Annotated in this window: 24 protein-coding genes and 1 pseudogene; 8 read left to right on the forward strand and 17 right to left on the reverse strand. The window is 48.5% G+C overall.

Going from position 1 to position 24,063, the window contains the following annotated elements; genetic code table 11:
- Positions 1–207 precede the first annotated feature (207 nt).
- Both sda and CF651_RS23985 read left to right on the forward strand, forming a co-directional pair.
- Positions 208–369 carry a sporulation histidine kinase inhibitor Sda gene (sda, locus tag CF651_RS23980; protein WP_094017422.1) on the forward strand — a complete coding sequence of 54 codons (162 nt, stop codon included), beginning with the start codon at positions 208–210 and terminating at the stop codon, positions 367–369.
- 162 nt (positions 370–531) lie between these two features.
- Positions 532–1,296, forward strand: a complete 765-nt coding sequence (locus tag CF651_RS23985; RefSeq protein ID WP_094017423.1) for a sulfite exporter TauE/SafE family protein — start codon at positions 532–534, stop codon at positions 1,294–1,296.
- Between the two features lie 100 nt (positions 1,297–1,396).
- On the opposite strand, the gene CF651_RS23990 is transcribed toward CF651_RS23985, so the two are convergent.
- From CF651_RS23990 to yyaC, 3 genes are all read right to left on the reverse strand, one after another.
- Positions 1,397–1,687 (reverse strand): hypothetical protein, encoded by a 291-nt coding sequence (locus CF651_RS23990; protein WP_179232965.1) that lies wholly within the window; start codon positions 1,685–1,687, stop codon positions 1,397–1,399.
- 207 nt (positions 1,688–1,894) lie between these two features.
- Positions 1,895–3,709 (reverse strand): ABC transporter ATP-binding protein, encoded by a 1,815-nt coding sequence (locus CF651_RS23995; RefSeq protein WP_094017425.1) that lies wholly within the window; start codon positions 3,707–3,709, stop codon positions 1,895–1,897.
- A 27-nt stretch (positions 3,710–3,736) separates the two neighbouring features.
- Positions 3,737–4,327: a spore protease YyaC gene (yyaC, locus tag CF651_RS24000; RefSeq protein ID WP_094017426.1), complete on the reverse strand. Its 591-nt coding sequence runs from the start codon at positions 4,325–4,327 to the stop codon at positions 3,737–3,739.
- A 130-nt stretch (positions 4,328–4,457) separates the two neighbouring features.
- Between yyaC and CF651_RS24005 the strand changes: the two genes are divergently transcribed.
- Entirely contained in the window at positions 4,458–5,714 is a 1,257-nt protein-coding gene (locus CF651_RS24005; RefSeq protein WP_094017427.1) for a glycosyltransferase family 2 protein, read from the forward strand.
- Between the two features lie 318 nt (positions 5,715–6,032).
- Here CF651_RS24005 and CF651_RS24010 read toward each other — a convergent pair whose 3' ends face one another.
- From CF651_RS24010 to CF651_RS24025, 4 genes are all read right to left on the reverse strand, one after another.
- Entirely contained in the window at positions 6,033–6,611 is a 579-nt protein-coding gene (locus CF651_RS24010) for an undecaprenyl-diphosphatase (protein WP_179232966.1), read from the reverse strand.
- 129 nt (positions 6,612–6,740) lie between these two features.
- Positions 6,741–7,979 (reverse strand): LCP family protein, encoded by a 1,239-nt coding sequence (locus CF651_RS24015; protein WP_094017429.1) that lies wholly within the window; start codon positions 7,977–7,979, stop codon positions 6,741–6,743.
- Positions 7,980–8,200: 221 nt separating this feature from the next.
- Complete coding sequence (locus CF651_RS24020) at positions 8,201–8,518, reverse strand: hypothetical protein (RefSeq protein WP_094017430.1); 318 nt, start codon at positions 8,516–8,518, stop codon at positions 8,201–8,203.
- Between the two features lie 72 nt (positions 8,519–8,590).
- Complete coding sequence (locus CF651_RS24025) at positions 8,591–9,094, reverse strand: dihydrofolate reductase (protein WP_094017431.1); 504 nt, start codon at positions 9,092–9,094, stop codon at positions 8,591–8,593.
- 637 nt (positions 9,095–9,731) lie between these two features.
- Here CF651_RS24025 and CF651_RS24035 point away from each other — a divergent pair.
- The gene (locus CF651_RS24035; RefSeq protein WP_094017433.1) at positions 9,732–10,688 is read left to right on the forward strand and encodes a helix-turn-helix domain-containing protein; all 957 of its coding nucleotides are present in this window, start codon (positions 9,732–9,734) and stop codon (positions 10,686–10,688) included.
- A gap of 99 nt (positions 10,689–10,787) precedes the next feature.
- Here CF651_RS24035 and CF651_RS24040 read toward each other — a convergent pair whose 3' ends face one another.
- From CF651_RS24040 to thyA, 10 genes and pseudogenes are all read right to left on the reverse strand, one after another.
- Positions 10,788–11,879 (reverse strand): phage baseplate protein, encoded by a 1,092-nt coding sequence (locus CF651_RS24040; RefSeq protein ID WP_094017434.1) that lies wholly within the window; start codon positions 11,877–11,879, stop codon positions 10,788–10,790.
- A gap of 29 nt (positions 11,880–11,908) precedes the next feature.
- On the reverse strand, positions 11,909–12,673 hold the full coding sequence (locus CF651_RS24045) for a glycerophosphodiester phosphodiesterase family protein (protein ID WP_094017435.1): 765 nt from the start codon (positions 12,671–12,673) through the stop codon (positions 11,909–11,911).
- Between the two features lie 20 nt (positions 12,674–12,693).
- Complete coding sequence (locus CF651_RS24050; protein WP_245856131.1) at positions 12,694–14,010, reverse strand: ABC transporter substrate-binding protein; 1,317 nt, start codon at positions 14,008–14,010, stop codon at positions 12,694–12,696.
- A 45-nt stretch (positions 14,011–14,055) separates the two neighbouring features.
- Positions 14,056–14,796 carry a carbohydrate ABC transporter permease gene (locus tag CF651_RS24055; protein ID WP_245856137.1) on the reverse strand — a complete coding sequence of 247 codons (741 nt, stop codon included), beginning with the start codon at positions 14,794–14,796 and terminating at the stop codon, positions 14,056–14,058.
- A 163-nt stretch (positions 14,797–14,959) separates the two neighbouring features.
- Complete coding sequence (locus CF651_RS24060; RefSeq protein WP_094017436.1) at positions 14,960–15,838, reverse strand: carbohydrate ABC transporter permease; 879 nt, start codon at positions 15,836–15,838, stop codon at positions 14,960–14,962.
- The gene (locus CF651_RS24065) at positions 15,831–16,883 is read right to left on the reverse strand and encodes an ABC transporter ATP-binding protein (protein WP_094017437.1); all 1,053 of its coding nucleotides are present in this window, start codon (positions 16,881–16,883) and stop codon (positions 15,831–15,833) included. The genes CF651_RS24060 and CF651_RS24065 overlap by 8 nt, the downstream gene beginning before the upstream one ends.
- A 286-nt stretch (positions 16,884–17,169) precedes the next feature.
- A complete protein-coding gene (locus CF651_RS24070) occupies positions 17,170–18,261 on the reverse strand; it encodes an alcohol dehydrogenase catalytic domain-containing protein (protein ID WP_245856132.1) in 1,092 nt (363 codons plus the stop codon).
- Between the two features lie 78 nt (positions 18,262–18,339).
- Positions 18,340–19,101, reverse strand: a complete 762-nt coding sequence (locus CF651_RS24075) for a DeoR/GlpR family DNA-binding transcription regulator (protein WP_094017439.1) — start codon at positions 19,099–19,101, stop codon at positions 18,340–18,342.
- A 129-nt stretch (positions 19,102–19,230) separates the two neighbouring features.
- The gene (locus CF651_RS24080) at positions 19,231–20,007 is read right to left on the reverse strand and encodes an MgtC/SapB family protein (protein ID WP_245856133.1); all 777 of its coding nucleotides are present in this window, start codon (positions 20,005–20,007) and stop codon (positions 19,231–19,233) included.
- Positions 20,008–20,282: 275 nt separating this feature from the next.
- Positions 20,283–20,648 (reverse strand): annotated as a pseudogene (gene thyA / locus CF651_RS24085) (thymidylate synthase); the annotation flags it as partial.
- Positions 20,649–21,131: 483 nt separating this feature from the next.
- Here thyA and CF651_RS32960 point away from each other — a divergent pair.
- From CF651_RS32960 to CF651_RS24100, 4 genes are all read left to right on the forward strand, one after another.
- Entirely contained in the window at positions 21,132–21,299 is a 168-nt protein-coding gene (locus CF651_RS32960) for a hypothetical protein (RefSeq protein WP_245856134.1), read from the forward strand.
- A gap of 14 nt (positions 21,300–21,313) precedes the next feature.
- Complete coding sequence (locus tag CF651_RS24090) at positions 21,314–21,889, forward strand: phospholipase D-like domain-containing protein (protein WP_245856135.1); 576 nt, start codon at positions 21,314–21,316, stop codon at positions 21,887–21,889.
- A 99-nt stretch (positions 21,890–21,988) separates the two neighbouring features.
- Positions 21,989–22,699 (forward strand): AbiU2 domain-containing protein, encoded by a 711-nt coding sequence (locus CF651_RS24095; RefSeq protein ID WP_094017440.1) that lies wholly within the window; start codon positions 21,989–21,991, stop codon positions 22,697–22,699.
- A gap of 61 nt (positions 22,700–22,760) precedes the next feature.
- Positions 22,761–23,816, forward strand: coding sequence for a hypothetical protein (locus CF651_RS24100; RefSeq protein WP_094017441.1), 1,056 nt, complete (start codon positions 22,761–22,763; stop codon positions 23,814–23,816).
- The last annotated feature ends 247 nt before the right edge of the window (positions 23,817–24,063 follow it).

Raw genomic sequence — 24,063 nt, forward strand, 5'->3', positions numbered from 1 at the left:
ATAATATACAATCTCTTTTTGGTGTTTTCTATGAAATATAGGCTATTCGATGCAAAAAGATATGTATTATCACGCAATCTTTTTGCACTCTATTTGAAGGCATTTTACTTTATGATTAGTATATTAATATATTAACATACAAGTACGGTCAGAGAGTGACAACGGCAAGATCAGACTGTTCTATTCAGAAAAAGGAGCCATAGCACCATGTACAAAGAAATTGCAGATGAAGATTTGATAGATTGTTATGTCAATGCCGTCCAAATGCAGCTGGATACGGATTTCCTCGGCCTGCTTCTTTATGCAATGGAGCAGCGCAACCTTCGGGTATCCGAGGAGGATTTGTATTTTCAATATAAGCTAGAATAGGCAGGAGAAGGCGGAATCGCTGTCTCTCCAGAATGTAAAGAGGCCGCTTCTTGAAGCAGCCTCTTTTGTCATGAATTGAGTATTGTAGCGATAGAATGAATTTTATATACTTAATTCTTGTTAAATGATTCGTTCGAACTCTAGAAAGAAGGTTACCGCATCATGGAATGGCCCGCACTGGATATGCTTCTTTTTTTGATTGCCGCCGGCTTTATCGCCGCCTTCATCGATTCCGTCGTAGGTGGAGGCGGACTTATCTCCCTGCCCGCACTGCTCATCGCCGGACTGCCCCCGACCCTGGCGCTAGGGACGAATAAGCTGGGAGGAACGCTATCCTCCGTAACGAGCACGCTATCCTTCTTGTCATCCGGTAAAATCAATGGGAAGCTGGTACTCGCCTTGTTCCCGTTGTCCTTTATCGGCTCGGCTATTGGCACTTATACCGTCCATTTACTACCCTCCACGTTCCTCAAGCCGCTGGTGGTGTGCCTGCTCGTCGTTGTTCTCATCTATACGCTGCTCAAAAAGAATTGGGGGGCCACGGCATCTCCCCGCCCTATGACCGCGTGGACCAAGATAGCTGCCGGACTGTGCGCTGTCGTCCTGGGCTTCTACGACGGCTTCTTCGGGCCGGGAACGGGCTCGTTCCTGTTATTTTTCTTTTTGCTGCTCGGCTTTGACTTCGTAGGCGCATCCGGCAATGCCAAGGTGCTGAATATGGCCAGCAACATTGCGAGCCTCGCTTCTTTTTTCCTGTTACAATCCGTGCATATCGGCTACGGGCTGCCCATGGGCATCTCGATGATCGCTGGAGCCTTCGTCGGCTCCAGGGTGGCCATACGGCACGGCTCCCGCTATGTCAAGCCGCTGTTCATCGGCATTACAACGATTTTGATCGGAAAGCAGCTGTGGGAGCTCCTTTGGTAAAGACCGCATGTGCGAAAGCAGGCGTATAAAGCAAAAGCAGCAAAAACCCCGTCCGGGAATGAAGGTCATTCATTCGTCCGGGCGGGGTTCTTTGGCCTTCTTAGCCGCCGAAGTAAGCCGTCATCGTTGTCATATAGTTGACCCCGACGATGCGGGTCTGATTTTTGATAAACTCAAGGATCGGGTCTGTGACCACATAAGGATCGCTGACGCTCCGCATGTCCTCCCATACGCACTCGACGCCTTTGCCTTCCGCGTTGCCCCCGAACATTTTGCAGCCTTGACAAAAACGGGTCTGCTGCTCCTCATCCAGTTTCACTACTTTATTACGAAGACAGCAATATATTTGTCCATCCGGATCGGAATAATTAACATGAGTAATCGCGCCCAATGGTGTCAGCCCCTTCCAAGGTAAATGCCTTCCTGCTCTCTATTATATAAACCGATTGTTAAATGTATGAAACGGTTGTGTTAATGTTATGTTGAGAAACAGGCTGGCCCTGCTGAAATTCATTGTATGCACAAAGCGGTCGGAACGTTATTGCAACGAACAAGCCGCGCCGCTTTAAGAGAAAACGGCTCACCGGCTGCTTCACCATCAAATCGCTTCCAGCGCTTTGGCGAACTGCGTCCGGTACAGCCGCGCATACAGCCCCTCCCGCTCCAGCAGCTCGTCGTGGCGGCCCGCTTCCACAACCTGACCCGCCTCCAGCACCACAATGCGGTCTGCCGACAGGATTGTGGAGAGGCGATGCGCAATGACCAGCGTCGTCCGGCCGAGCATCAGCTTATCGAGTGCCGCCTGCACGAACGCCTCCGATTCGGAATCAAGGTGCGAGGTCGCTTCGTCGAGCACGAGGATGCGCGGATTTTTGAGTATGGCGCGCGCGATCGCAAGCCGCTGCCGTTCCCCACCGGACAAGCGGTGTCCGCGTTCCCCGACCATCGTATCGTAGCCGTAAGGCATAGCCGCGATCGTATCGTGAATGTAGGCCTGCCGGCACGCGGCTTCCAGCTCCTCGTCCGTTGCATCGAGGCGGGCAAAACGCAGGTTCTCGCGCACCGATGCGTGGAACAGAAACGACTCCTGCGTGACGAAGGCCACCTGGCTTCGGAGTGAGGACAGCGTCACTTCCTTCACGTCGCAGCCATCAACGGCAACCGTACCTTCCGTCGGGTCGTACAATCGGGCAAGCATTCCGATCAATGTCGACTTGCCGGCTCCGCTTGGGCCGACAATGGCGACCACCTCGCCCGGCAAGGCGGTGAAGGAAACATCCTGAAGCGCATATTTTCCTTGCTGGTAGGCATACGACACCCGGTCAAAGGCAATATGCCCCGCAGCAGCAGGAAGCTCGCTGGCCGTAGGAGCATCGGCTACCTCAGCCTCCATATCCTCATATTCGAAAATACGCTGGAATACGCCCAGAGCGGTTGCCACCTCGACATGCAGGTTCAAAAGCGTCCCGATCGGGCCGTACAGCCTCCCCAAATAGGCTGCAAAAGCGACGATGCTGCCGATGGTCATCGTCCCCTGGACCACATTCCAGCCCCCGTACATATAGATCAGTGCCGTACCGAGCGGCCCAAGAATCCCCAGCACCATGCCGTACCAGCGCCCCACCAAATTCAGGCGCAGCTCCAGGTCCATCACCTTTTGGTTCAGTTCGTCGAATTGCTTCTCCTGCTGCCGCTCCTGCTGGAAAATCCGGGTCAGCAATGCCCCGGAAACGCCGAATATTTCCCCGAGCTGGGCCGACATGTCCCCCCGTACGCGCTGTGTCTCCCCACGCAAACGTTTGCGGATATTCGCCACTTTGCGTACCGGCAAAATGAACAACGGCAGGATGACGGTAGACAGCAGGGCCAACCGCCAATCCAGCGCAAAAATAATGATCACGGTCGTCAAAACAATCACCGCCTGCGTGATTGCGGACACGATGACCGTGGTGACGACGTTCTGGACCGCCTGCACGTCGCCGGTCAGCCGTTGAATAATTTCCCCGGATTTGGCATCCGTAAAAAATCGCATCGACTGCCTCTGCAGATTGCGGAACAGCGACCTCCGCAAATCGCGCATCACCCCTTGGCCAACCTTGGTGTTCTCATGGTTCTGCCAAACGCCGAGCAAGCCGCTGGCGAGCGGCAGCAGCACCATCAGCGCTATCATTTGCATCAGCAGCACCTTATCGCCCTGCGGTATCGCCTTGTCGATAATCTCCTTCATGACGAGCGGAGGAATTAACCCCATCACCGCAGCCAGCAGAGCCAAGCCCACGATGGCGCCCAGCTGCCAGCGATATCCCCGAAACAACCCATAAATCCGGCGCAAGGATACATCCTTGAGCGTAGCCTTGCCCCTGCTTTGCAGCGTCTCACGTCGGCTGCTTTCCCAGCGCGCATCATTTCTCATATCCGTTCCCCCTTGCTTTCAGGCCGGTTACTTCCCCTTCGCATCCTGCTGCAGTGACGCCTCCGACGTCTTCTCAACGGGAAACACCGATGTAACGGCTGCGGCGATTTCACCGGCCATGTTCATTACCCTGTAAAGCGATGTGCTTTGTAAAATGGCATATTTCTGCCCTTCATCCACATTCACAATCCCTGCTATCGAGAAATCCCCCACGGCAGGAAGCTGCTTGCCGAGCGATTTCCCGGGCTCCATCGGTTGATTGGATACCTGATAGCTGCATATCGAGGATGCTTGCCCCAGACAAGCATCGATAGCGATGATTTTACGGGAAGCCCTATGCGGCACAACCTCCGCAAGCAGCCTCTCTCTCATATTGCTGGCATCCAGCGGCCGGCGCAAGGTGCCGACGACACAGTCATAGCCCGCTTCCTCCAGCATCGTTCCAACCAGAGGGCCCAGAGAGTCCCCTGTAGACCGGTCCGTCCCGATGCATAGAAACAGCAGTTCGCGGACACCGGCACCGGTGTCTCGGATGGACTGCAGAAATGCGGGAAGCTCGGCGCCTTTTATTTTTTTGCGAATCAGCGGAAGCGGGCCAGGCTGTTGGTTAGGGTTCATACCGAGGCGTACCTCCTTTGCCGCTTTACTTTGGTATTTCTTATTGTAGCACAGCCTTGCCGGCATTTGTTGTTCCTTCACAGGGCGTGATATAATGCCAAAAAAACCTCAAACTTGCGGGGGTCCTGCCATGCTGAACTTAGCATTCGCCATCATTGCCTTCCTTACCTTATCCTATTGGATCTTTATGCTATGGGATACGTTTCGATCACGACAGTACAGGATTAAACTGCCTTCCTCCGGCACCCATGCTTACGGGAGGGTACCGCAGCCTGCAGCCGCATCGCCTGAGCGGTACACCGCCTCCGCTTCGGCAGATGACGGCGCCAAAGAACTGCCGCTTGTCTCTGTCATCATTGCCGCTAAGGAAGAGGAAGCTTCCATTACCGAAACCGTGAAGCACTTGCTGAACCAAACCTACCCCCGGCTGGAGATTATCGCGGTGAATGACCGCTCCCAAGACGGGACCGGACGCAAGCTGGAGGAGCTGCGCAAATGGTCCGAAGGGAAAGAGCACATTCCCGTTCCGCTCCGAATCATTCACGTCACCCGGCTGCCCGACGGCTGGCTCGGCAAAAACCATGCCCTGTACCAAGGGTACCAGCAGGCCCGTGGACAGCTGGTGCTGTTTACCGACGCCGATGTCCTGTTCGAGCCCGATACGGTGGCCGATGCCGTGGGCTATATGCGCGAGCACGAAGTCGACCATCTGACGCTGGCTCCGCGGATGATCGTGAGGAGCTTCTGGCTGAGGGCTTTCGTGAACTATTTCTTCTTCACCTTAAGCCTGTATGTCCGCCCTTGGCGCGCCAATGCAGATCACCAGCATAAGCACGGCATGGGTATCGGTGCTTTTAATTTGCTGACACGCGCCGCTTATGAACGAATCGGCACGCATAAAGCTTTCGCACTGCGCCCCGACGACGATCTCATGCTCGGTCAAAGGGTCAAACGGGCGGGACTCCGCCAACGGCTCGTCTCCGGCCAGGATCATCTGGCGGTCGAATGGTATTCAAGCTTGAAGGAAGCCGTGAAAGGCTTGGAGAAAAATTTATTTTCCGGCTTCCAGTACCGGCTTAGCCTTGCCGCCGCAGCCATCATCGGCCAGCTCGTGCTGTTCCTGCTCCCATTCCTCGGGGTGCTTCTCCCCGGCGGCTGGATCCGTGCGGTCTTTGCTCTGTCTATCCTGCTGATGCTCGCAATTTACTTGCAGCTGATCCGTTCGTTAACCGGCGGGATCGGGAAAGAAGTGCTGGCGCTCCCGGTAACGATCTGCATCCTGTGCTACATCGTCATCCGTTCGGTAGGCTTGACGCTGCGTCAGGGCGGCATTTATTGGCGGGGCACCTTTTATTCCTTGGACGAGCTGAAGCAGATGCAGCGATAGCCGCCCATAAGCTTCACGAAATTTTAACACTGCGCTCAGATATGTTATTATAAAATAAAAGAAAAGACGACAAAAGAGAGGGAGAAGCCGCCCATGACGACATCCAATATTCCGACCCGCAAAATCTCTTATGTAACCGGTGCAGCGCTGCTAACTTTTGCTCTTATGATTGCTTATCAGCTCTGTCAAACGGTGTAACTGACGAAGCTTAGACATAGAAGAACGACTTTGTCGTTCCGGTGTGTGGAAAAACATAGACCCGCTCTTCCCTATTGGGAGGCGGGTCTTCGTTTTTTATACTGGAGCCATCGCTCGATATTAGCTCCGCCCTGATAAAAAAGGAACATGTGACGTCAGCTTGCGGTACAATTTCAGGGAGATTGCCCATGCAGGCTCGATCCAGGGCGTCAGCTTCCTTACGAGCAGACTGGACACGAAAGCCACTGCCGCCCCGCCCAATATGTCCGCCGGATAATGCACGCCCACATAAATACGGGACACTCCCGTAATAACAGCCAGAACAATCAGCAGCCGGCCAAGACGCTTATTCGCAAACCAAACCGTAAAAGCTAATGAGAACGCAAATGTGGCATGGTCGCTTGGAAACGAAGGGTCGGCCGCATGCGGTATCAATTGATGTACATTGTGCTCCATAAAGGGTCTCGGATGGGCAATGACAGGGGATATAGCCCAGCCTGCCACCAATAAAGCCAGCGCAGTCGATACACAGGCAAAAAACACAAGCCTCTGGTTCCTCTCCCGTCCTGTAAACCATACAACGGCCAGCAGCACGATCATTACCCACACTATACCTTGGGCGCCGAATTCCATGATATCGTCGATCCAATCGTAATGGTCTGCTAAATTATTAATCCATTGAAACACATCATAATTCAATGTACCGAACCTCCACGAACATAGTAAAGAACAGTTCAAGTATACTTTGTTATTCTTAAAATTTGATTAAAATATAAAAAGCCGCCCTTTTTCTAAAGGGCAGCTCTATTCGCACGGGCACGTACGAGCCTATTCATTCGGCGAAGCAGGCTTGGAGGTTCCGGCAGGCTGCGTCTTCTTCACGGACGATCCGTAGGTCGTGCCTGTGACGTTGTTGTCCTTGGCGGAGCCGGCAGGGCTTTGGCTGGAATCGGTCCGGTTCGCCCCGGAAGTCTTATCCGTTGGCTTCACCGTGCTCTTACCGGTACCCGGCTCCTTCGTGCTGCCAGCATCATAGCTCCCGCTGCGTTGGGTATTCGTCTCGAAGGCACCATTCCCCACACGGTTCTCTCCGTCATCCGCTGACGTTAGCGACTCCCCGCGCTGCAGCTTGAGCGCTTCGCGGGCTTTATCGATATCCTCATCCTTCACGATGATGTAAGGACTTTCCCAATCTCCGTCCAAATGGATATAGTTCACATTCGACGGCTTTAACGTGAAATACGTGCTGATCAATTCGCGGATTTGAGACGAAGGCACATCGGTTCGCATATGATCGCCCACCGCTTGAATGATCTGGTTCAGCTTCGTAATTCCGCCGGCGCTCTTCACCGTCGTCAACAACTCGTTAAGCACCTGCTGCTGTCTCTGGTTGCGCTCCAGGTCGCTGGAATCCTCGGTGCCCCGATTGGACTTGCGGTAACGGACAAAATCAAGCACCTGCTTGCCGCTCAGCTTGGCAACGCCTTTCTTGAGGTTAATGTTCGTGCCGTCCTCATCATCGACATATCTCATGTCCATGTCCACATTGACGGTAAGCCCGCCCAATATATCGACCGTCTGCCGGAAGCCGTCGAAGTCAACCGTGACCACATAGTCGATCGGAACATCCAAATAATCGCTGAACACTTTCTTCGTTTCCTCATACGCGTGATCGCGGTCGCTATTATAAAAGTAAGGGTAGTAATAGTTCGCTTTCCGGGACGGAAGCCCTTTGGGTGCCAGCTGCATATCCCTTGGCAGGGACACGACTGTAGCCGATTGGGTCATCGGATTCACGGTCACCACCATAATGACATCCGAGTTCAAGCTTCCGGTGTCTTCGCGGTGATCGATTCCCAGCAGCAGGACGGTTAACGGTTTCGTCTTGATTGCCGCAGCCTCCACCTCCGTCACCGGCTCGTCCGTGCCGATTTTATCAATAGCCAAATTCGTTTGTCTATATAAAGTATAAGCATATGTACCTAAAACCGCGACAAGGAGCAACAGGCAGGAAAGTACGATTTTCAATCCCATTTTCGGCTTCTTTTGCTTCAATTGACTTCGCATCGTTAAATATCCTCGTTTCCTTTTGGTTGGAAAAACAGATAATTACGATTATATACGCAGCATTTTACAAAAGGATGACAAAAAGGTTAAAATTCGTCGTTTTCCCAGCGGTCTTGTCCAAATCGTGTCGGATTGCTTCGAATTCCGCCGTTTCATGCAAAAAACGAACAGCCCCGGCTTGCCGGATGACAAGTTCGGGGCTCTCAAGAGAGAGGCGTCAGCTATCTTACCTGTTTCGGCTGCTCCGTATGATCACTGACAATCTCGGCGCTTTGGATCGCTTGAGTCAGTTGGTCCTGCACCTGCTGCAGCTGCTGATGAACAGAGTCCGTGTCGTGTGCGCTGAGCTGGCTTTGCGCCTGCTCCAAAGTCCGCTGAGCGGTCTGAAGCTGCTGAATGGAGCTTTGAAGCTTTTGCGGGTTGGATTCCAGCTGCGCATGGCGGACAGCCATTTCGGCATCCTTTGCGATCTGAATCGCTTTCTCCGCGTTGTCAATCACGTGCTCCAAATTCATTTGATGTTGGTTCGCATTGGTCATGCTCGTTCTTCCTCTCTAGTCAGGTTTCCTTGTTAAGGTGTACCAAACCAGGAGATTTCATTCACCTGACATCTAAGCGGAGCGGTTGTTCCTCTCATACAGTACGAATTCATAATCATACGGATTTTTATCGTCTTTAGGCCCCTTGACGCGGGAAACCTCCGTCCAATCCGCCGCGTGAAGAGGTTCAAAAAAAGCGTCCGCCTCAAAAGCATGCGCAATTTCCGTTATGTACAACCTGTCCGCATAAGGCAGCAGCATCCGGTATACCTCTGCGCCTCCAATCACGAAGAGCTCTTCTTGTTCGGCCGAGGCACCATATTTATTCACGATCTCATCTGTAGAATGAACGACCTCACAGCCTTTCGCACGGAAATGGGGATCCCGCGTTAAAATCACATTGTGACGCTTCGGAAGCGGCCTGCCTATCGATTCGAACGTTTTTCGTCCCATCAAAACCGTATGTTCGCTCGTCGTTCTCCTGAAATAGGCCAAATCCTCCGGCAAACGCCAAGGAAGCTGATTATTGAGCCCAATGGCTCTGTTCTCATCCATAGCCAAAATAAATGATATCATTCGCCGCGCCATCCTCCCCTAGCATCTCCCCTTCAGAGAGATGATGTTGCAACAATGATAGCACAGGCTCCCGAATGCATCAATTCATCGGGCCCTTCTTTATTGCACGGCATTGTGATTGTCCAAATGGGTTGTTCTGTACACATAATAATGTCTGGAGCAGAACCCCTTCGAAACGGAAGGTGCCTGACAATTCACCCACTGGCATTGCTTCGGTTCCTTCTTCATTTTTTTTCTGATGGTGTGAGGGCAGCCGTTGCGCAGCATTCTTTGGTGGTGTGTGGAGCATAAACCTCTGGCTTTTACAGGTTGGGAGCATCCCTCAATTGTACATTCCTTCATATTCTTAGGCCCCTTTAAGTCTCTTAAGTTTCTGTCTGGTTAGCAGAGGAGCAACCTCAGAATAGCTATAGTTAAATTATATAGGGAAAACCTCGAATTCATAAAACATGCTGTTCACCGGGAAAAGCCGCCGGACTCCAGCATTAATCCTTTTTCTTGCGTCTCTGCCCTGTTTTATTCAATCAAGGTTAATAAATTAACTTATCTTCTTTCCAATGTTTATCATCTTGCTTTTCCGCAGGTGTTCGTAGCATACTGTAGGGGTTGTTAAACTGATTCCCAGGAAGGGGCTATCATGAAAGAACAGGCATGGAGTTCACATGCAGCCGTCCAAAGCTTGCTGACCTTACTAAAGCATAAGGCCATGGCCGTAATTGAGACAGCCGACAATGGCCAAACCTTTTCATTCGTTGATTGCAACGAACGATTACTTGAGCTTACCGGGTATTCGAGAAGCGAGTTTCTGACCAAAGAGCCTCTCTCTCTAATAGCCGCTACCCATATTTCAGAGCTTCATAAGAACAGAAACTATCTCGTCATCAGGCAATATTTCAAGACGGAAACAGAGATCATCGCAAAGCATAATATGAAACTTCTCGTCGACCTCGAGCTTCATCCGATGGATGATCCGTATGAGCGGCTCCAGCTGGTCATCGTTGAACCCATCCCTGCAAGGAAGTGGATTCAGCACCAACTGGCCAAGCACCCGGTCCCTGTTATTGTTTCAGGTATCTTGAACCGGGACCTCATCATCGAGCTTTACGATCCGTATTTTGATCCGATTCTTGAATTCGAGCAGAAGATGTTCTACGAAAATATCTCTGTATTCGATCTGATCTCAGAGCAGGATCATCCAGCCATCAAACAAGCGCTGGCGGAAATGAAGGATAAGAAGCTTGTGAAGGACCTCGTATTAAAAACAACCCGGCTGAACAATGTACTCGAGCTGGAGCTGAAAATCATGCTGCGCCCCTTTTTCAACGGCTCAGGACATATATTGAACTATGCCTTCGTCATTACCGAGCTTAAGCCTTCCGAAGAAACGGACAATCCGGCGATCAAGCTGAAAATTATTATGGCCCAGCGAAGCATGTCAGCCCAGGCATTATCGGAAGCCACTGGCATCACGATCCAAACCATCTCGAAGCTGCGCAACGGCAAAATAACCAAGCCTCAGCGGCTCACCGCTCAGCTCATTGCGGCGGAGCTTGGCGTTCCCGTAACGGATATATGGACGGAGATACGAAAATAACCTGATGTACTGACAATACAAAAAGAGCAGTCCTGCGCTTCAGATGAGGCACATGGACTGCTCTTTTGTTAGGTAAATGCAGAACCTTAGGCTGCCAGCCTAGTTCTGCTTATTATTTAGAATCGCCTGCTCCGGCAGCAGCCGGTCTATTGTATAAATGTTGGCTAACCGTAACGGAGTGAAGCTTGAGGCGAACCCGAACGTAAGCTCGGCCTTCTGCGGGTGCGACGCATCGGGAAGATGGATGGCCATCCCTTCCGGCTCTCTATACGTAAGGCTATCTCCAGCCGATATCAGCTGTTTATCCACGACTTCACCCGTGTTGAGGCTTACCGCAGTTATTTTAGTATTACCGGTTGGTGCGGTCGAACCGTTCGAACCGAAGGCATCTCCCTCCAGCAGGTACAAGTACCCTCCATAGGAGGCAAAGCCTTGGAACGTACCTACGCTTGGCTGCAGCACATCTGCAACAGGCTCATACACGTGCCGCTTAACCTTCTCCAGCTCATAGACCCCATAGTGAAAGGCATTATTGATCCGGTACCGCATCGTCAGCAGTCCATTCGCCGGATCGATATTTACCGTTGTCCTGTCCGCACCTTCCACAAGGGAGAATTTCTCAAGCTCCGGTGATCCTGGAGTCAGCACCTTGCCGTCCTCAAATGCAAATCTGGCAAGCTGCGTCCCCCAGCCATGTCCGTCTTTTTCGGCTACGGAATCCGTCTCCGTCCACAAATAGGCGGTATCACCGACGGTTTCCACGCCGATCTGAACTCCGTGACCGAACCCTTTGAGGAACATATACCCCAGCTTATTTCCCGACATGTCCAGCTTCGTCAGCGCCAAATCCCCATTCAGATCACGGGCTGCCCCCTTAACGGGAGCGGACTCGTCTGGAAGCTGCTGCCCTCCCGCCATCAGCTGGACTATGTACATATGCCGGTTTACATTGTCGATGGCAAACGATTGCATAACGGTACCGTTATGCAGCTCTTGATCACCAATCAGTTCAGCCGCAGGCTCGGACAGATCGAACATTTTGGAATGCAGCGGCGATTTGGCCGCTTGAACACCGGGCACGACGGATAGAAGAAGAGTAAAAACAGTAACGACTGCAGCAAGCCTGACACGCCTATTACCGCCAACCAGCTTCCGAAATACTTGCATGCCTTTCTCCCGAACGTTATTCATAGTACACCTCCGTGTAGGCTAATGAAATGTTATACAAGATGATTCAGTTTGCGAATCTGCATAGCAGGGAGCGGATTATTGACGGTCATCATAGTAGAACCGCACCCCAGAGCATAATAGACCTGCTGCTCGTTATCAGGGCAATAGCACCAGGGAAGAATGCCTAATTCCTCATACTCTTTCACCAGCTGCGGGGTCAGCAGCTTCATATTAAGGCCGACCGCCCACATTTTTGAGGTCGTCCCGTCATGACCGGGAACATAATTGGACATGAGTTCACCGGGAAAGCCCTGCGTTTTTAACTGATACGTGTCATGAATGTAGGCAAGAACCTCCGCATCGAAGCAAGTAAATACACATCGCTCGAGATAACCATTAGCTTTAAGGATGGAGATCGCCGCATCCGCTACTTCTTTGGCGTCGGGGCTCGGCTTCACCTCCACGTTCAGCAGCACTTCCGGGTAAGCCGCGAGCAGCTCGCACAGCTCTTCAAAGGTAGGGATCTTCAAGCCCTCGAATACTTTGCCGAACCATCCGCCTGCATCGAGCCGCTTCAGCTCTGCTACGGTATAATCGCTCACAGGGCCGGAGCCGTCGGTCGTCCGGTCTACGGTTGCATCATGAATGACCATCACCACTCTATCCTTGGAGAAACGGAGATCGAATTCCAGCATATCGACGCCCAGCTCCAGCGCTTTTTGAAAGGCAAGAAGCGTATTCTCGGGATAAGCGGACTTCCAGCCCCGATGGCCGGCTACAATAAGAGACGGGTTATTTATCAGTTTTTCAATCATATCCCTAGCTCCTTTCGATACTATTTTTTGAGAATCCGTTCCGCTTCCTTCTTGAAGTTATCCAGGGTGGCTTCGATATTTTTGTTGTCATACATGATCGCCTGGATCGCCTTGTTAAATTCCTGATTCAATTGCGGCCATGTGACGCTTTTATTCGTATCGACTGCATATTGCAGCTGGTCGTAGGCTACTTTACGATTCGGCTCTTTGGCCCACAGCTGTTTGATCTGTTCGGACTCGACCATTTTCTTGGTAAACGGCAAATAGCCTGTATCGATCACAAATTGTTGAGCTCCGTTCGGGTTCGTCATAACCCAGTTCACAAAATCCCAAGCTGCTTGTTTGTTTTTGGAACCCGCCAGCATAGCTATGTTGGCGCCCCCGGTCGGCGTCGCGTACACCTGATCCATCGGCAGGAAGGCCGTCACATACTCAAATTTCGCGCTGTTGGAAATACCGCCGATAGTACCCGTCGATTGGAATATCATCCCGACTTTGCCGCTGGTGAACATTTGGTTGACAATATTGCCTGAATCCTGCATTGGAGGATAATAAAGCCCGCCTGTAGCCTGCATATCCTTCAGCAGCTTGAATGCCTTCGCTCCTTCACCGCCGCCGAAGCCGATCGAAGTGCCTTGATCGTTAAGAAACTTGCCTTTGGCCTGCGTGATCATCGCAAGCTGATACCACGAATCATAAGGCATGCTCAGCCCATACCGTTTAAATTCACCGTTTTCTTTGACAACCAACGCTTCGGCTACCTTCTTCATGTCCTCCCACGTTTTGGGGATGGCCAGCCCTTTTTCATCCAGCATCGTTTTGTTGATATGAAGTACCGGCGTCGAACGGTTAAGCGGCAGCGAGACCAGTTTATTGTCAAAGACCGAATGACCCATGAGCCCTTGCGTAAAATCATCCTTGTTCAAGTTGGACTTCTTCATATAAGGAGTCAGATCTTCCAGAACATCGGAGTCTGCGAACATTTGCACGTACGCACGCTCCAGCATAGTGACATCAGGAGCGGAGCCTGCCGCAACACCCTGCTGCAGCTTCGTCACCGTCTCATCGTAAGAGCCTTGGAAGGTGCCGACGACTTCTACTTTGTCCTGGGACTCGTTATAACGCTTGATCATCGCATCCAAATTTTCCCCGTTCTTGCCGCCAAGAGAATGCCAGAACTGAACCTTCGATTTGCCTGCCGGAGTAGCAGGCGTCGAAGACTGGGGTGATGCGGCCTGTTCTTGAGAAGCGCCTCCTCCGGAGCAGGCTGTCAGCATGCCGGTCATCATCATGGCTGCCAGGGTAATCGCTGGAATCGTTTTTTTCATTTTTCTCATTAGGATGTTCCTCCGTTTGTCATATAAAGATAGATTTTGCGAAGCTTATTTAATCCCAGAGTAGACAAATGCCTTCAAAATTTGCTTGGAAGCAAATAAGTAGACAACCAGAATCGGCACGACCAATATTACATTTCCCGCCATAATCGTATGCCAATTGGTGATGCCCTCGGATTCCCGAAGCGTGGCGATCCCCATGGTCAAGGGCCGTACATCCACCGAATCGGTCATAACGAGCGGCCAGAAGTAATCGTTCCAATGACTGACAAAGCTGAACAATGCAATAGTAGAAAGCGCAGGCATCGACATCGGAATCATGATTTCCTTCATAATCTTGAACTCGCTGGCATTATCCAAACGGGCCGATTCGATGATCTCCTGTGGAATTTGCATAAAGTACTGTCTTAACAGAAAGATGCCGAAAGCATTGGACATAAAAGGAAGAATTTGCGGAAGCAGCGTTTTGATCCAGCCGAAATCCGCCAGCATCAGATAGACCGGGATAAATGTGACCTGCCCTGGAATCATAAAGGCCAGCAGAACGATGCCAAACAGGAATTCCTTGCCGATAAACTTATATTTCGCAAAAGCGTAGGCTGCCGGTATCATGACCGCCATCTGTAATAAAATAATGGAGCACGTGATAATGACGGAGTTGCTGAAGTAGGTCAAAAAAGGACCGGATCGCAAAGCCTCCGCAAAGTTCTTCCACTGAGGAACCGAGGGAACCCAGGTAGGCGGAAACTTCAGCGTCTCCTGCAGCGTCTGTAAGGAGGTCGATATCATCCATAGAAAAGGAAAGATGAACACCAAGAGTATAATCGCCTTCCATACAAAGCCCCATATCCTCCAGAGCCGTGTCAGACGCAGCTCCTCCTTGACCGCCTGCTGTTCTAGTCGCGCAAGCACCGGATAGCCACCTCCCTTTCATTAGTTTGGAAAACGGGCATTATTGGTAATGCACCTTTTTGGAAAGCACCTTGAAGTAGACGAAGGTCAATAAAGCTATAATGGCCATTAAGACAACTCCCGTCGCCGATGCGTAGCCGATACTGGTCGTCCTGAATTCATAAATGTAATAAACGAGCGTGGTCGTCGAGCCGTTGGGCCCTCCGCCCGTCATAATTTTGACCGTATCGAACACCTTAAACGAGCCGATCGTCATAATAATCAGAATGAAGAACAGCTGAGGTGAAATGAGCGGCAGCGTAATTTTATAAAACATTTTGAACTTGCCTGCATTATCAAGCTCGGCGGCCTCATAGATGGTCGGAGGAATGCTTTGCAGTGCAGCTACGATGATCAAGGTGTAATAACCGACGTTTTGCCAGACCGAAACGATGATCACGGACATGAGCGAGGTATTGGAGCTTTGCAGCCAGGACAGCCCGGGCAGCCCCAATGATTTGAGCAAATAGTTCAGGATACCGTAGTTCGGTTCCATCAGCCACATCCACACCAAGGCGATCGATACGATCGAAATGATATGCGGCGTAAAAATACCGGCCTGCACAATACCGTTAAAAATCCCTTTTTTGTTCAGCCATACGGCAAAAAGCAGCGCTAGCGCCAGCGTCAGGAATACGACTGAAATGGTATAAATAACCGTGTTCATCAACGCATTGTAGAAATCGGCCCGTGAAAATATTTCCTTGAAATTATCCAGCCCGATGAACTTGCTTTTGGCTTTGTTCAATATGTTGTACTTATACAAGCTCAGCTTGATCAAGTAAAAAATCGGGTAGATGACGAACAATATTTTGCCGACCATCGCCGGTAAAATCATGACATACGGGCGAATGACTTCCCAAGCTCGTTTATTATCCATACCGGTTACCTCTTAGACTGTTCATATACGTATCGTAGGAAGCATCCTCATTGGCGATACAATACTCGTCCGCTCCGAAGAAATACATTTTGGAGGCCTCGACCGAAAGGTACACCTGCTGATCGACAGTAAACAAATCGTCCGTATATTTCACCATGTACGATTGCTGATCGACCTTCACTTGATAAATCGTCTCGGAGCCCAGCATTTCTCTGGTGACGATAACACCGCGGGCCACATAGCGGGAATCGACCGGCTCCGTAGACAAGACCGCGCTCTCCGGCCGAAATCCGAACTTAACCCCTTCGGTTCCGAGTTCGGCCACATTCATCGGAGGGACGCCGATAAACTGGGCGGCAAACAGGTTGCTTGGCCGGCGATATATGACTTCCGGAGCCGCCTTTTGCTGAATTTGCCCCTGGTTCATCAGCACGATGGTATCCGCCATCGACATGGCTTCCACCTGATCATGGGTTACATAGACGAATGTGGAGCCCAGCTTTTTGTGCAGCTCGATCAATTCAATGCGCATTTGCACGCGAAGCTTGGCGTCCAGGTTCGATAGCGGCTCATCCATGAGAAACACGGACGGTTTTTTGACCATGGCACGAGCGAGGGCTACCCGCTGCCGCTGACCGCCGGATAAGGCCGACGGCTTGCGGTCCAGGTAAGGGCGCAGGCCAACGGTCTCACTGATGCTCTCGACCAACCGGGTCCGTTCCTCTTTGGGCACTTTGTTATTCTTCAAGCCGAATTCGATGTTCTCCCGCACCGACATGGTCGGATAGATGGCATAGTTCTGAAATACCATCGCTACGCCCCGCTGGCCTGAAGGAATACGGGAGACATCCTTCCCATTAATGAGCACCTGTCCTGAGGTTTGGCGGTCCAATCCTGCGATCATTCGCAGAAGTGTGGTTTTACCACAGCCCGAAGGCCCGACCAGCACGGTGAATTTCCCGTCCTCGATGGTTAAATTCAGATCTTGGATCACGACATGCTTATCAAACGATTGCGTGACATTCACAAACTCAATGGATGCCAATTGTGACTCCCTCCCCCGTCATTTGCACGATTTGCTTAGTTTTGTCACTTCTGTTGATGATTCGCGCTCAACGTTGTTCATTTCTGTTCATTTTTCATTCTATAAAGCATTTGTCATGAACGTGTTAAACGCAAGTTAATGATTTGTAAACTTGAATGATTGCGCTTACAAAATTCTTCTTACTTGTGTTACGGAGGGGAACGCCTTCATCGATCGGCTAACTCCCCACTTGTCCTTAACTTTGCATTCGCTTTGTGGTAAAATCCTTTATAAGACTTCCACTGTGTCACCAGTGAAAGTCGAGGATTGTTTTTTTCCAGTCCTTGTGAGCCAAGGCAGATTCCATTGCGCCAACAAAGTCTTCTGCCTTGCTCACCACCGTATACTGCTCCGGAATTAATCTTCTTAACGTATCCTGACAAGCCTCGTCTTCCATAACCTTGAGCACTTCACGGAAATCTTTGTCCGAGCTGCGGCTGCTGCCGTACATCGTAATTCCCTTCTCCAGCACATCCCGTGTGTTGATCGGGACAAATTCCTCGCTGACCCCCATCGCTATGAGCTGCCCGCCGGGCTTCAGAATGTCGATCCCCTGGTTAATCGCGCTCTCGCTGAATCGCCCTCCCGTGCACTCCACTACAATGTCTACCCTGTCACCGGATAGGAAATCGTAGCTCTGCACCATCTCGGTCTGAGCAAAGGTGAATTGATCCAGCTTCTCCCGAATGGCACCGAATACCGTCAGACGATCACGATCGACGTGAAAGGCATGATGCAGCATGGCAGCCGTTAAATAGCCGACCGGACCATCTCCAAATACGGCAATCCGTGCAGACCCAAGCAAATCCTTTACTGCCCGAAGCGCACGGTAGGAAACGCTGCACAGCTCCGTCAATACGGCTATCTCATCCGGAATTGAGTCGGGAATCGGGATGACGCACGGCTCGGGGAGCACCAGCCGGCTTTGGGCAATGCCGTCCGTTCCGCTTCCCAGAAATTCTCCCCGGGAGCAATAATTGTCCGGAATCTCACCCCGGCAGGCCGGGCAGCATTCTTCCGGCTTCAGTCCGTGAAGCAGATAGCCCGGTATGTAGGGAACGATAACAACCCTTTGGCCTTGCGCATACTTGCCTGAATTTCCGCCAACGACAGTGCCTATCCCTTCGTGAAGCAGTGCCATCGGCAATTTTCTTGCCAGCACCTCCGGCTTTCTAAGACCGCCGAAATAGCGAAGATCGGCATGACAAATGCTTGCGATCGTCGGCTCAACGACGACAAACCCGTTGCGAACGCTTCTGTCCACTTGAAGCTCTTGAACGACATGCGGCTCAGTCAAGCGCAGGGTTCGTGACTGTACAATTCCTGTTGTTGTGGTCACCAACAGAACACCTCCGTTTGAAATATCGATATTATGAATTCCTAACCGCGAGAGGCGGCTGGAGAGATTCACCGAAAGTCATACGGTAATGACATTAATACCGGAATCCTGAAACGGTCTTACGTCGTATTCCGGCACTTCCTTTCCCGTAATCAAGGTGTGAATGGAGCTATTGGGGGCAACCTCGTATAAAGAAAGCTTGCCGATTTTCGTTTCATCCGCAACGACGATCACTTCCTGCGCTGCGGCGATCATCCCTTGTTTGGCCAAAACCAGCTGCGCTTCCGGATGCATAAGACCATGCTTGGGATGGATGGCCGGCGTGCCAATAAAAGCTTTGGACACATGCAGCGAACGGAGCACGTGGTCTGTGAACATACCGTTCAGCATAAAGCTGGACGGATACAGCTCCCCTCCCGTGACAGTCACCTTCACACCGGGAGCGTCGCGAAGCTCGGCAGCTACGTTAATATCATTCGTTACAACAGTGAGGTTGGAGTGATGAACCAGATTCTTGGCGATATGCAGCGTCGTCGTACCGGAATCAATGATGATGTGATCCCCGTCCTCTACCAGGCTCGCAGCCATCTTGCCTATGCGCATTTTCTGTTCGAGCTGGACGTTGGTTCTTTCATTAAAGGATGGCTCATTATTTGTGACCTGCTCTACAATAACACCGCCGTGTGTCCGTTTGAGCAAGCCTTCCTGCTCAACCTCCGCCAAATCCCTGCGGATTGTCGCTTCATGAACACCGAATTCCTTGGCCAATGCCCCAACGGACGCAGACCGGTATTGTCTCACATACTCTACAATCCTCAATTTTCTTTCAGCTGCCAGCAACCTGCTCATCCTTTCATACCAAGCGTGAAAGCAAACATGAAACGCATAATAAATGTTCACATTTGCTCGTTTTTGCAATTTTAGAGTAACCCACGCCCAGCCTCTTGTCAATCATTCGGTTTGTAAATATTAAGTAAAGGTATTGCTGGAACGAGCACGGTTCTGATGCAGGCTTTTGGGCTTGCCTGCGTATTGTCCGGCCGCCTCAATCCACAGCACTTCAGGAATGGCCGAAATATTCTCCAAGGCCGCAACGACCGCTTCCTGCTTCTGAAATCGGATATCGAGCTTAAGCTCTACAATAGATAAGCTTGTGTCACGATCCCAACTCTCGTCGAGCGTCTTCATTTGAATGTTTTTTATTTGTATGCCGAGCTCACCTAATTCGCTGGTGACGGCCCCCAGCATACCCGGCTTGTCAGGTACTTTGATCAAAAGCTCATGGCTGCGTCGCTTTTGCATGAAAACCTTTTCCCATTTATTCAAAGCAAATAAGCTTATGAATACGAGTCCTGTCGTCAACAATGCCGGATACATAAAGCCTGCGCCAACACATAAGCCTATTGCAGCTACGACCCAAATGGAAGCGGCCGTTGTAAGACCTGAAACCGTCGAACCCGTGCGAAGGATAGCGCCCGCACCCAAAAAACCAATACCGCTGATGACCTGGGCGGCAAGCCGCGCCGGATCGACACGGACATTCGGCTCCTGCAGAAAGCCTTCGAATCCGTAAATGGACAGCAGCATAATCGCTGTGGCCCCCAAGCATACCAGAATATGCGTACGAAAACCGGCTGCATGGTTATTCCATTCGCGCTCCAGGCCGATTAAGCCGCCCAACGCGGCAGACAAAAGCAAGCGCAGGGTTAAATCCCAATCACTGATGTGCCAGATACTTTCAACCAATAGATCTCCCCCTTTAAAAGGCAACTCCTTAAGTAACGACCGTGCTATTTTCCTGTATAAACGAAACAATAAATGCTTGTTTTTGTTCATTTGTTCATTAATTTGAATTATATCACGCATATACGCGCAATTCAATACATTTATTGGTAGCGCATTCATTTTTGTTTTGCCCCCTATCCGGGCCTTTATATACCCTTCTTTTTTCACGCTGGCGGCTAAAAAAGAGCAGCCTCTGCGCACCATGGATAGCAACGCAAAAACTGCTCCTTCACTTATTATATTGCGATAGGGGCTTTGATTCCCTTATGGCTCTGGTAGCCTTCAATCACAAAATCCTCGTACTTGTAATCGAAGATCGAGTCCGGTTTACGCTGGATAATCAGCTTAGGCAGCGGGAACGGCTCCCGTGTCAGCTGCAGCTTGGCCTGCTCCAGATGATTCGAATACAAATGCACGTCGCCGCCTGTCCAGATAAGGTCTCCGACCTCCAGATCGCACTGCTGGGCGATCATATGCGTTAACAAGGCATAGGAAGCCAGGTTGAACGGCAGTCCAAGGAACGTATCGACCGAGCGCATTTGAAACATGCACGAAAGCTTCCCTTCCGCTACATAAAATTGAAAAGCGTAATGGCATGGCGGTTGTATTAGAAATATTGGGGGAAAATCATTATTACCTCTGTTAAAACACCCAAAATCTCTTGATATACCTATGATTGTTCATCTCCCATCTTATAGAAAATTGGGTAAAATTGCATTATACTCGTTCAAGATAATATTCATTATCTATGCATTTAATATTCATGTAAAGCAATAAAGTGTCGAAGGTACTCCTAGACTTTAGTCAATAGACCACTGGAGGTACCGCTAACCCCCTCTAAATGGGGTTTATGCATTTTTTCTTAAATTAAAGGCTGTGTTAAACCGTATTGTTTAAACCAAAGTTGAAGAAATGATTGGTTCAAAGAAAACGTAGATGGTCTCCTTTCATGCTTAAAACATTTGGTGAAATTTTTGGAGGATCTTTTTTTCTTAATAAAAATGTAAGAGGAAAACTGAAACTAAGACCGGATAATTAAAGTTATATGGTATATTATGGTTACCGAAGATCGAGGGGGAATACGAATGAAAGAAGAACAATTTTTGAAAACCATGATAGAAACAATAAAGTATGACAAAGAGTATAAAAATAAAAACGAGTTACTTAGCATCTTAAGGTATTCTATGCTTACTTGTGAAAAGACTGGTACTTATGGTCGTAAACAAGACCATTTCCGTGAATATATCTTTTAAGGGTACCCATCCCAATGCTGGAAATGGCGAGATTTCTTGAAGATGACTTCGAAAGAGTCGCATCTAAAGTATATATGAAGCCGACTGATACTATGATCGATTATGAATATGCAGGGATCCAAATAAAGCCAAAACCTGTAGATCTTGAAGAAGATTTACATAAAGAACATGATGTGATTTTTGACGAAATAAAAGAAGTAATCGTTCAAGGTATCCGAGGTGCGAAATATACAATATGGATAGCGGTTGCTTGGTTTACGGATAGAGATATTTTTAAAGAATTGCTGTTAAAAAAACAAGCAGGGGTTAGCATCCGTATTGTCACATCAGCTGAAGACTCAAATAAATATTTACTTCCCGATTTAGAGGAGAATTTTGAAATAATAAAAGTAAAACTTTGGGGTAAGTATTTATCCAATAGGGTTCATGATAAATTTTGCATTATAGATTTTGAATATGTCATGCACGGTACCTATAATTGGAGAAACAATGCGATAAACAATAATGAAACTTGGGCAACAGCACTGGATAGAGATTTCGTTAGGAAATTTGCTGATGAATTTATGAGGTTGTATGCAGAACATCATTAACCGGAGTGCCAAGAAGTACGATATTATTGAGCATAGAGTCACCGAATAAAGGTGACTCTTATTTTCACACAAAGTAGTAATGAGAATAAGGGGCTATTTATGAACAATCATATAGGAAATTTAATGAAGTTGAATACTCTTTCGAATGACAGAAATTTTATACGATACTTAATGGAAGATTTAATTTCCGCATTCCATTCGTATAGCTTTTTAAATTCGAAAGAGACACAGAGTTTAGCAAGTAAAATTGGCTTAGAAACGACATTTAATAAGTTTTTAAAGAAAAATGTCTACAATTCATGGATAATTGCCTTATGCAAAGTTTATGAGAAGCCATCCGAAAAAAATCCTTCGAATGTCAATATACACAAATTCCTAAAAGAAATGAAAGAACAATTGATTCCCCTAAGTGAAATTACACAAGTAAATATGCAGGAGTTGGAAAACAGAATTAGCCACATAGAGGAGCAAATCAAAGAATATGAAAATTCAATAAACATCGCTTATATGTTCAGGAACAAATCTCTTGCTCACACAGACCCAGAATTATTAGCACCCAATTTTAAAAATAGCAAGAGTCGCAATTTCGATCCGACATCAGAAATGGAAAAACACTATAAGTATCTGAATAAAAAAGCAAAAACAATGTCCGAAAACTTAATATCACTCACACAATTTACGATTGATACGCTTGATTATATGCTAGATGTAACGAATGAGATAAGTATGGCGATACAATTTAACAAAGCCTATAAATCTCCAGACATGATTCAATCCTTAAAAGAAATTAAAAACCTATTCAAATTATAACTAGATTAAAAAAACAAACTGAATACTACAAATCAATTGACTAAATATAATGAGGTGTGGCATGTCGCTGAATCTATTCAAAATCCAAATCCCAGAACACAAACTACATCCTAACTTTAAAAATGTTTTAAATGATCCTGATTTAGTTAAAGTCCTTGAAAAGTGGTCAAAGGGATTCGTTGATCGTGATAACAAAATTGCCAAACAATTCCAAGAAACATTTAACTCTACCTTTTGGGAAATTTATTTGTACGCTTGTCTAGATAAGTTAAATTTCAGATTTGATTTTGAACATCATGCTCCTGATTTTTGCATATCAAAAAATGGACATGAATATGTTGTTGAAGCTGTTTCAACAAGTAATCCCAAGAATTTTACTCCTGAACATGAAAAATTGAAGTACCTAGAAAAGCAAAATAGGAAATACTTTTTTCAGTCTGATCAAGAAGAAATGCATGAAGAAGTGTTATCGCTTGCTACGGAGAGAATTAGTAATAGCCTACGTAGTAAATATTCGTATTACCTAGAAAATTATCAACACCTCTCTCACGTAAAAAATAAGCCCTTTGTTTTAGCGATTGGTGCGTTCGAGCAACCGCTATTCTATACGCAAAAATCCGGAGCAATATCGAGGGTACTTTACGGTTTAAAAAGTGCAAAGTATGGTGTTAATGATCAGCCAGAATTGAATTATGGGGATACAACATTAAAGCATAATGGTGCAGAAATTGATATCGGTCTTTTTAATGATGATCGTTATGAATATCTTAGTGCGGTAATTTTTAATCCGATTGCGACTATTGGAAAAGTGAGAGCATTTCAAACTAAAAAGCTTAAATACCTAACCTACGACACTGTACGTTATAATGATTTCGGACCAGAAACAATAAAAGAGTATGGAATTCCTCACAGAAAGTATCACGAATCATTATTGGATGGAATGTATGTTTTAATTAATCCTTTTGCAAAATATCCTATTAATCCAGATTTATTCGATGATATTGATGTAACAGTGTGCTTTAACGCTGAGGATGTACGAATTAAACATAGATTTCTGTATGCTAGGAATGTCTGGAATGTTGGCTTTGATAATTCTCAAGAAGACACATTACAGTGATCAAAAAGAACAGAATATTAACGATTAAAAGACTGTAGCTTTACACCGTAGCAGTCACAGTTGTCCCCTTAAAACAACGACTTATTGAAATTGGTAGAGCCATCATTTGCTTACAGATGATGGCTCTACCTATTTACATGCTAAACTGGATCTTAGAATAACATTACACGTACAACTACGAAAACGGCGTTTAAGACATTCTGTTCAATGGAGCCACTACTTTTAAGGGCAAACAAGAGAAAGCCCT

The organism is Paenibacillus rigui (assembly GCF_002234615.1).
GTDB lineage: Bacteria > Bacillota > Bacilli > Paenibacillales > NBRC-103111 > Paenibacillus_S > Paenibacillus_S rigui.

What these genes read in the sequence shown, in the direction of transcription:
- sda (WP_094017422.1), top strand. Translation starts at nt 208, where the DNA reads ATGTACAAAGAAATTGCAGATGAAGATTTGATAGATTGTTATGTCAAT.
- CF651_RS23985 (WP_094017423.1), top strand. Translation starts at nt 532, where the DNA reads ATGGAATGGCCCGCACTGGATATGCTTCTTTTTTTGATTGCCGCCGGC.
- CF651_RS23995 (WP_094017425.1), bottom strand. Translation starts at nt 3,709, where the DNA reads ATGAGAAATGATGCGCGCTGGGAAAGCAGCCGACGTGAGACGCTGCAA.
- yyaC (WP_094017426.1), bottom strand. Translation starts at nt 4,327, where the DNA reads ATGAACCCTAACCAACAGCCTGGCCCGCTTCCGCTGATTCGCAAAAAA.
- CF651_RS24005 (WP_094017427.1), top strand. Translation starts at nt 4,458, where the DNA reads ATGCTGAACTTAGCATTCGCCATCATTGCCTTCCTTACCTTATCCTAT.
- CF651_RS24015 (WP_094017429.1), bottom strand. Translation starts at nt 7,979, where the DNA reads ATGCGAAGTCAATTGAAGCAAAAGAAGCCGAAAATGGGATTGAAAATC.
- CF651_RS24020 (WP_094017430.1), bottom strand. Translation starts at nt 8,518, where the DNA reads ATGACCAATGCGAACCAACATCAAATGAATTTGGAGCACGTGATTGAC.
- CF651_RS24025 (WP_094017431.1), bottom strand. Translation starts at nt 9,094, where the DNA reads ATGATATCATTTATTTTGGCTATGGATGAGAACAGAGCCATTGGGCTC.
- CF651_RS24035 (WP_094017433.1), top strand. Translation starts at nt 9,732, where the DNA reads ATGAAAGAACAGGCATGGAGTTCACATGCAGCCGTCCAAAGCTTGCTG.
- CF651_RS24040 (WP_094017434.1), bottom strand. Translation starts at nt 11,879, where the DNA reads ATGAATAACGTTCGGGAGAAAGGCATGCAAGTATTTCGGAAGCTGGTT.
- CF651_RS24045 (WP_094017435.1), bottom strand. Translation starts at nt 12,673, where the DNA reads ATGATTGAAAAACTGATAAATAACCCGTCTCTTATTGTAGCCGGCCAT.
- CF651_RS24050 (WP_245856131.1), bottom strand. Translation starts at nt 14,010, where the DNA reads ATGAGAAAAATGAAAAAAACGATTCCAGCGATTACCCTGGCAGCCATG.
- CF651_RS24055 (WP_245856137.1), bottom strand. Translation starts at nt 14,796, where the DNA reads ATGATATCGACCTCCTTACAGACGCTGCAGGAGACGCTGAAGTTTCCG.
- CF651_RS24060 (WP_094017436.1), bottom strand. Translation starts at nt 15,838, where the DNA reads ATGGATAATAAACGAGCTTGGGAAGTCATTCGCCCGTATGTCATGATT.
- CF651_RS32960 (WP_245856134.1), top strand. Translation starts at nt 21,132, where the DNA reads ATGAAAGAAGAACAATTTTTGAAAACCATGATAGAAACAATAAAGTAT.
- CF651_RS24090 (WP_245856135.1), top strand. Translation starts at nt 21,314, where the DNA reads ATGCTGGAAATGGCGAGATTTCTTGAAGATGACTTCGAAAGAGTCGCA.
- CF651_RS24095 (WP_094017440.1), top strand. Translation starts at nt 21,989, where the DNA reads ATGAACAATCATATAGGAAATTTAATGAAGTTGAATACTCTTTCGAAT.
- CF651_RS24100 (WP_094017441.1), top strand. Translation starts at nt 22,761, where the DNA reads ATGTCGCTGAATCTATTCAAAATCCAAATCCCAGAACACAAACTACAT.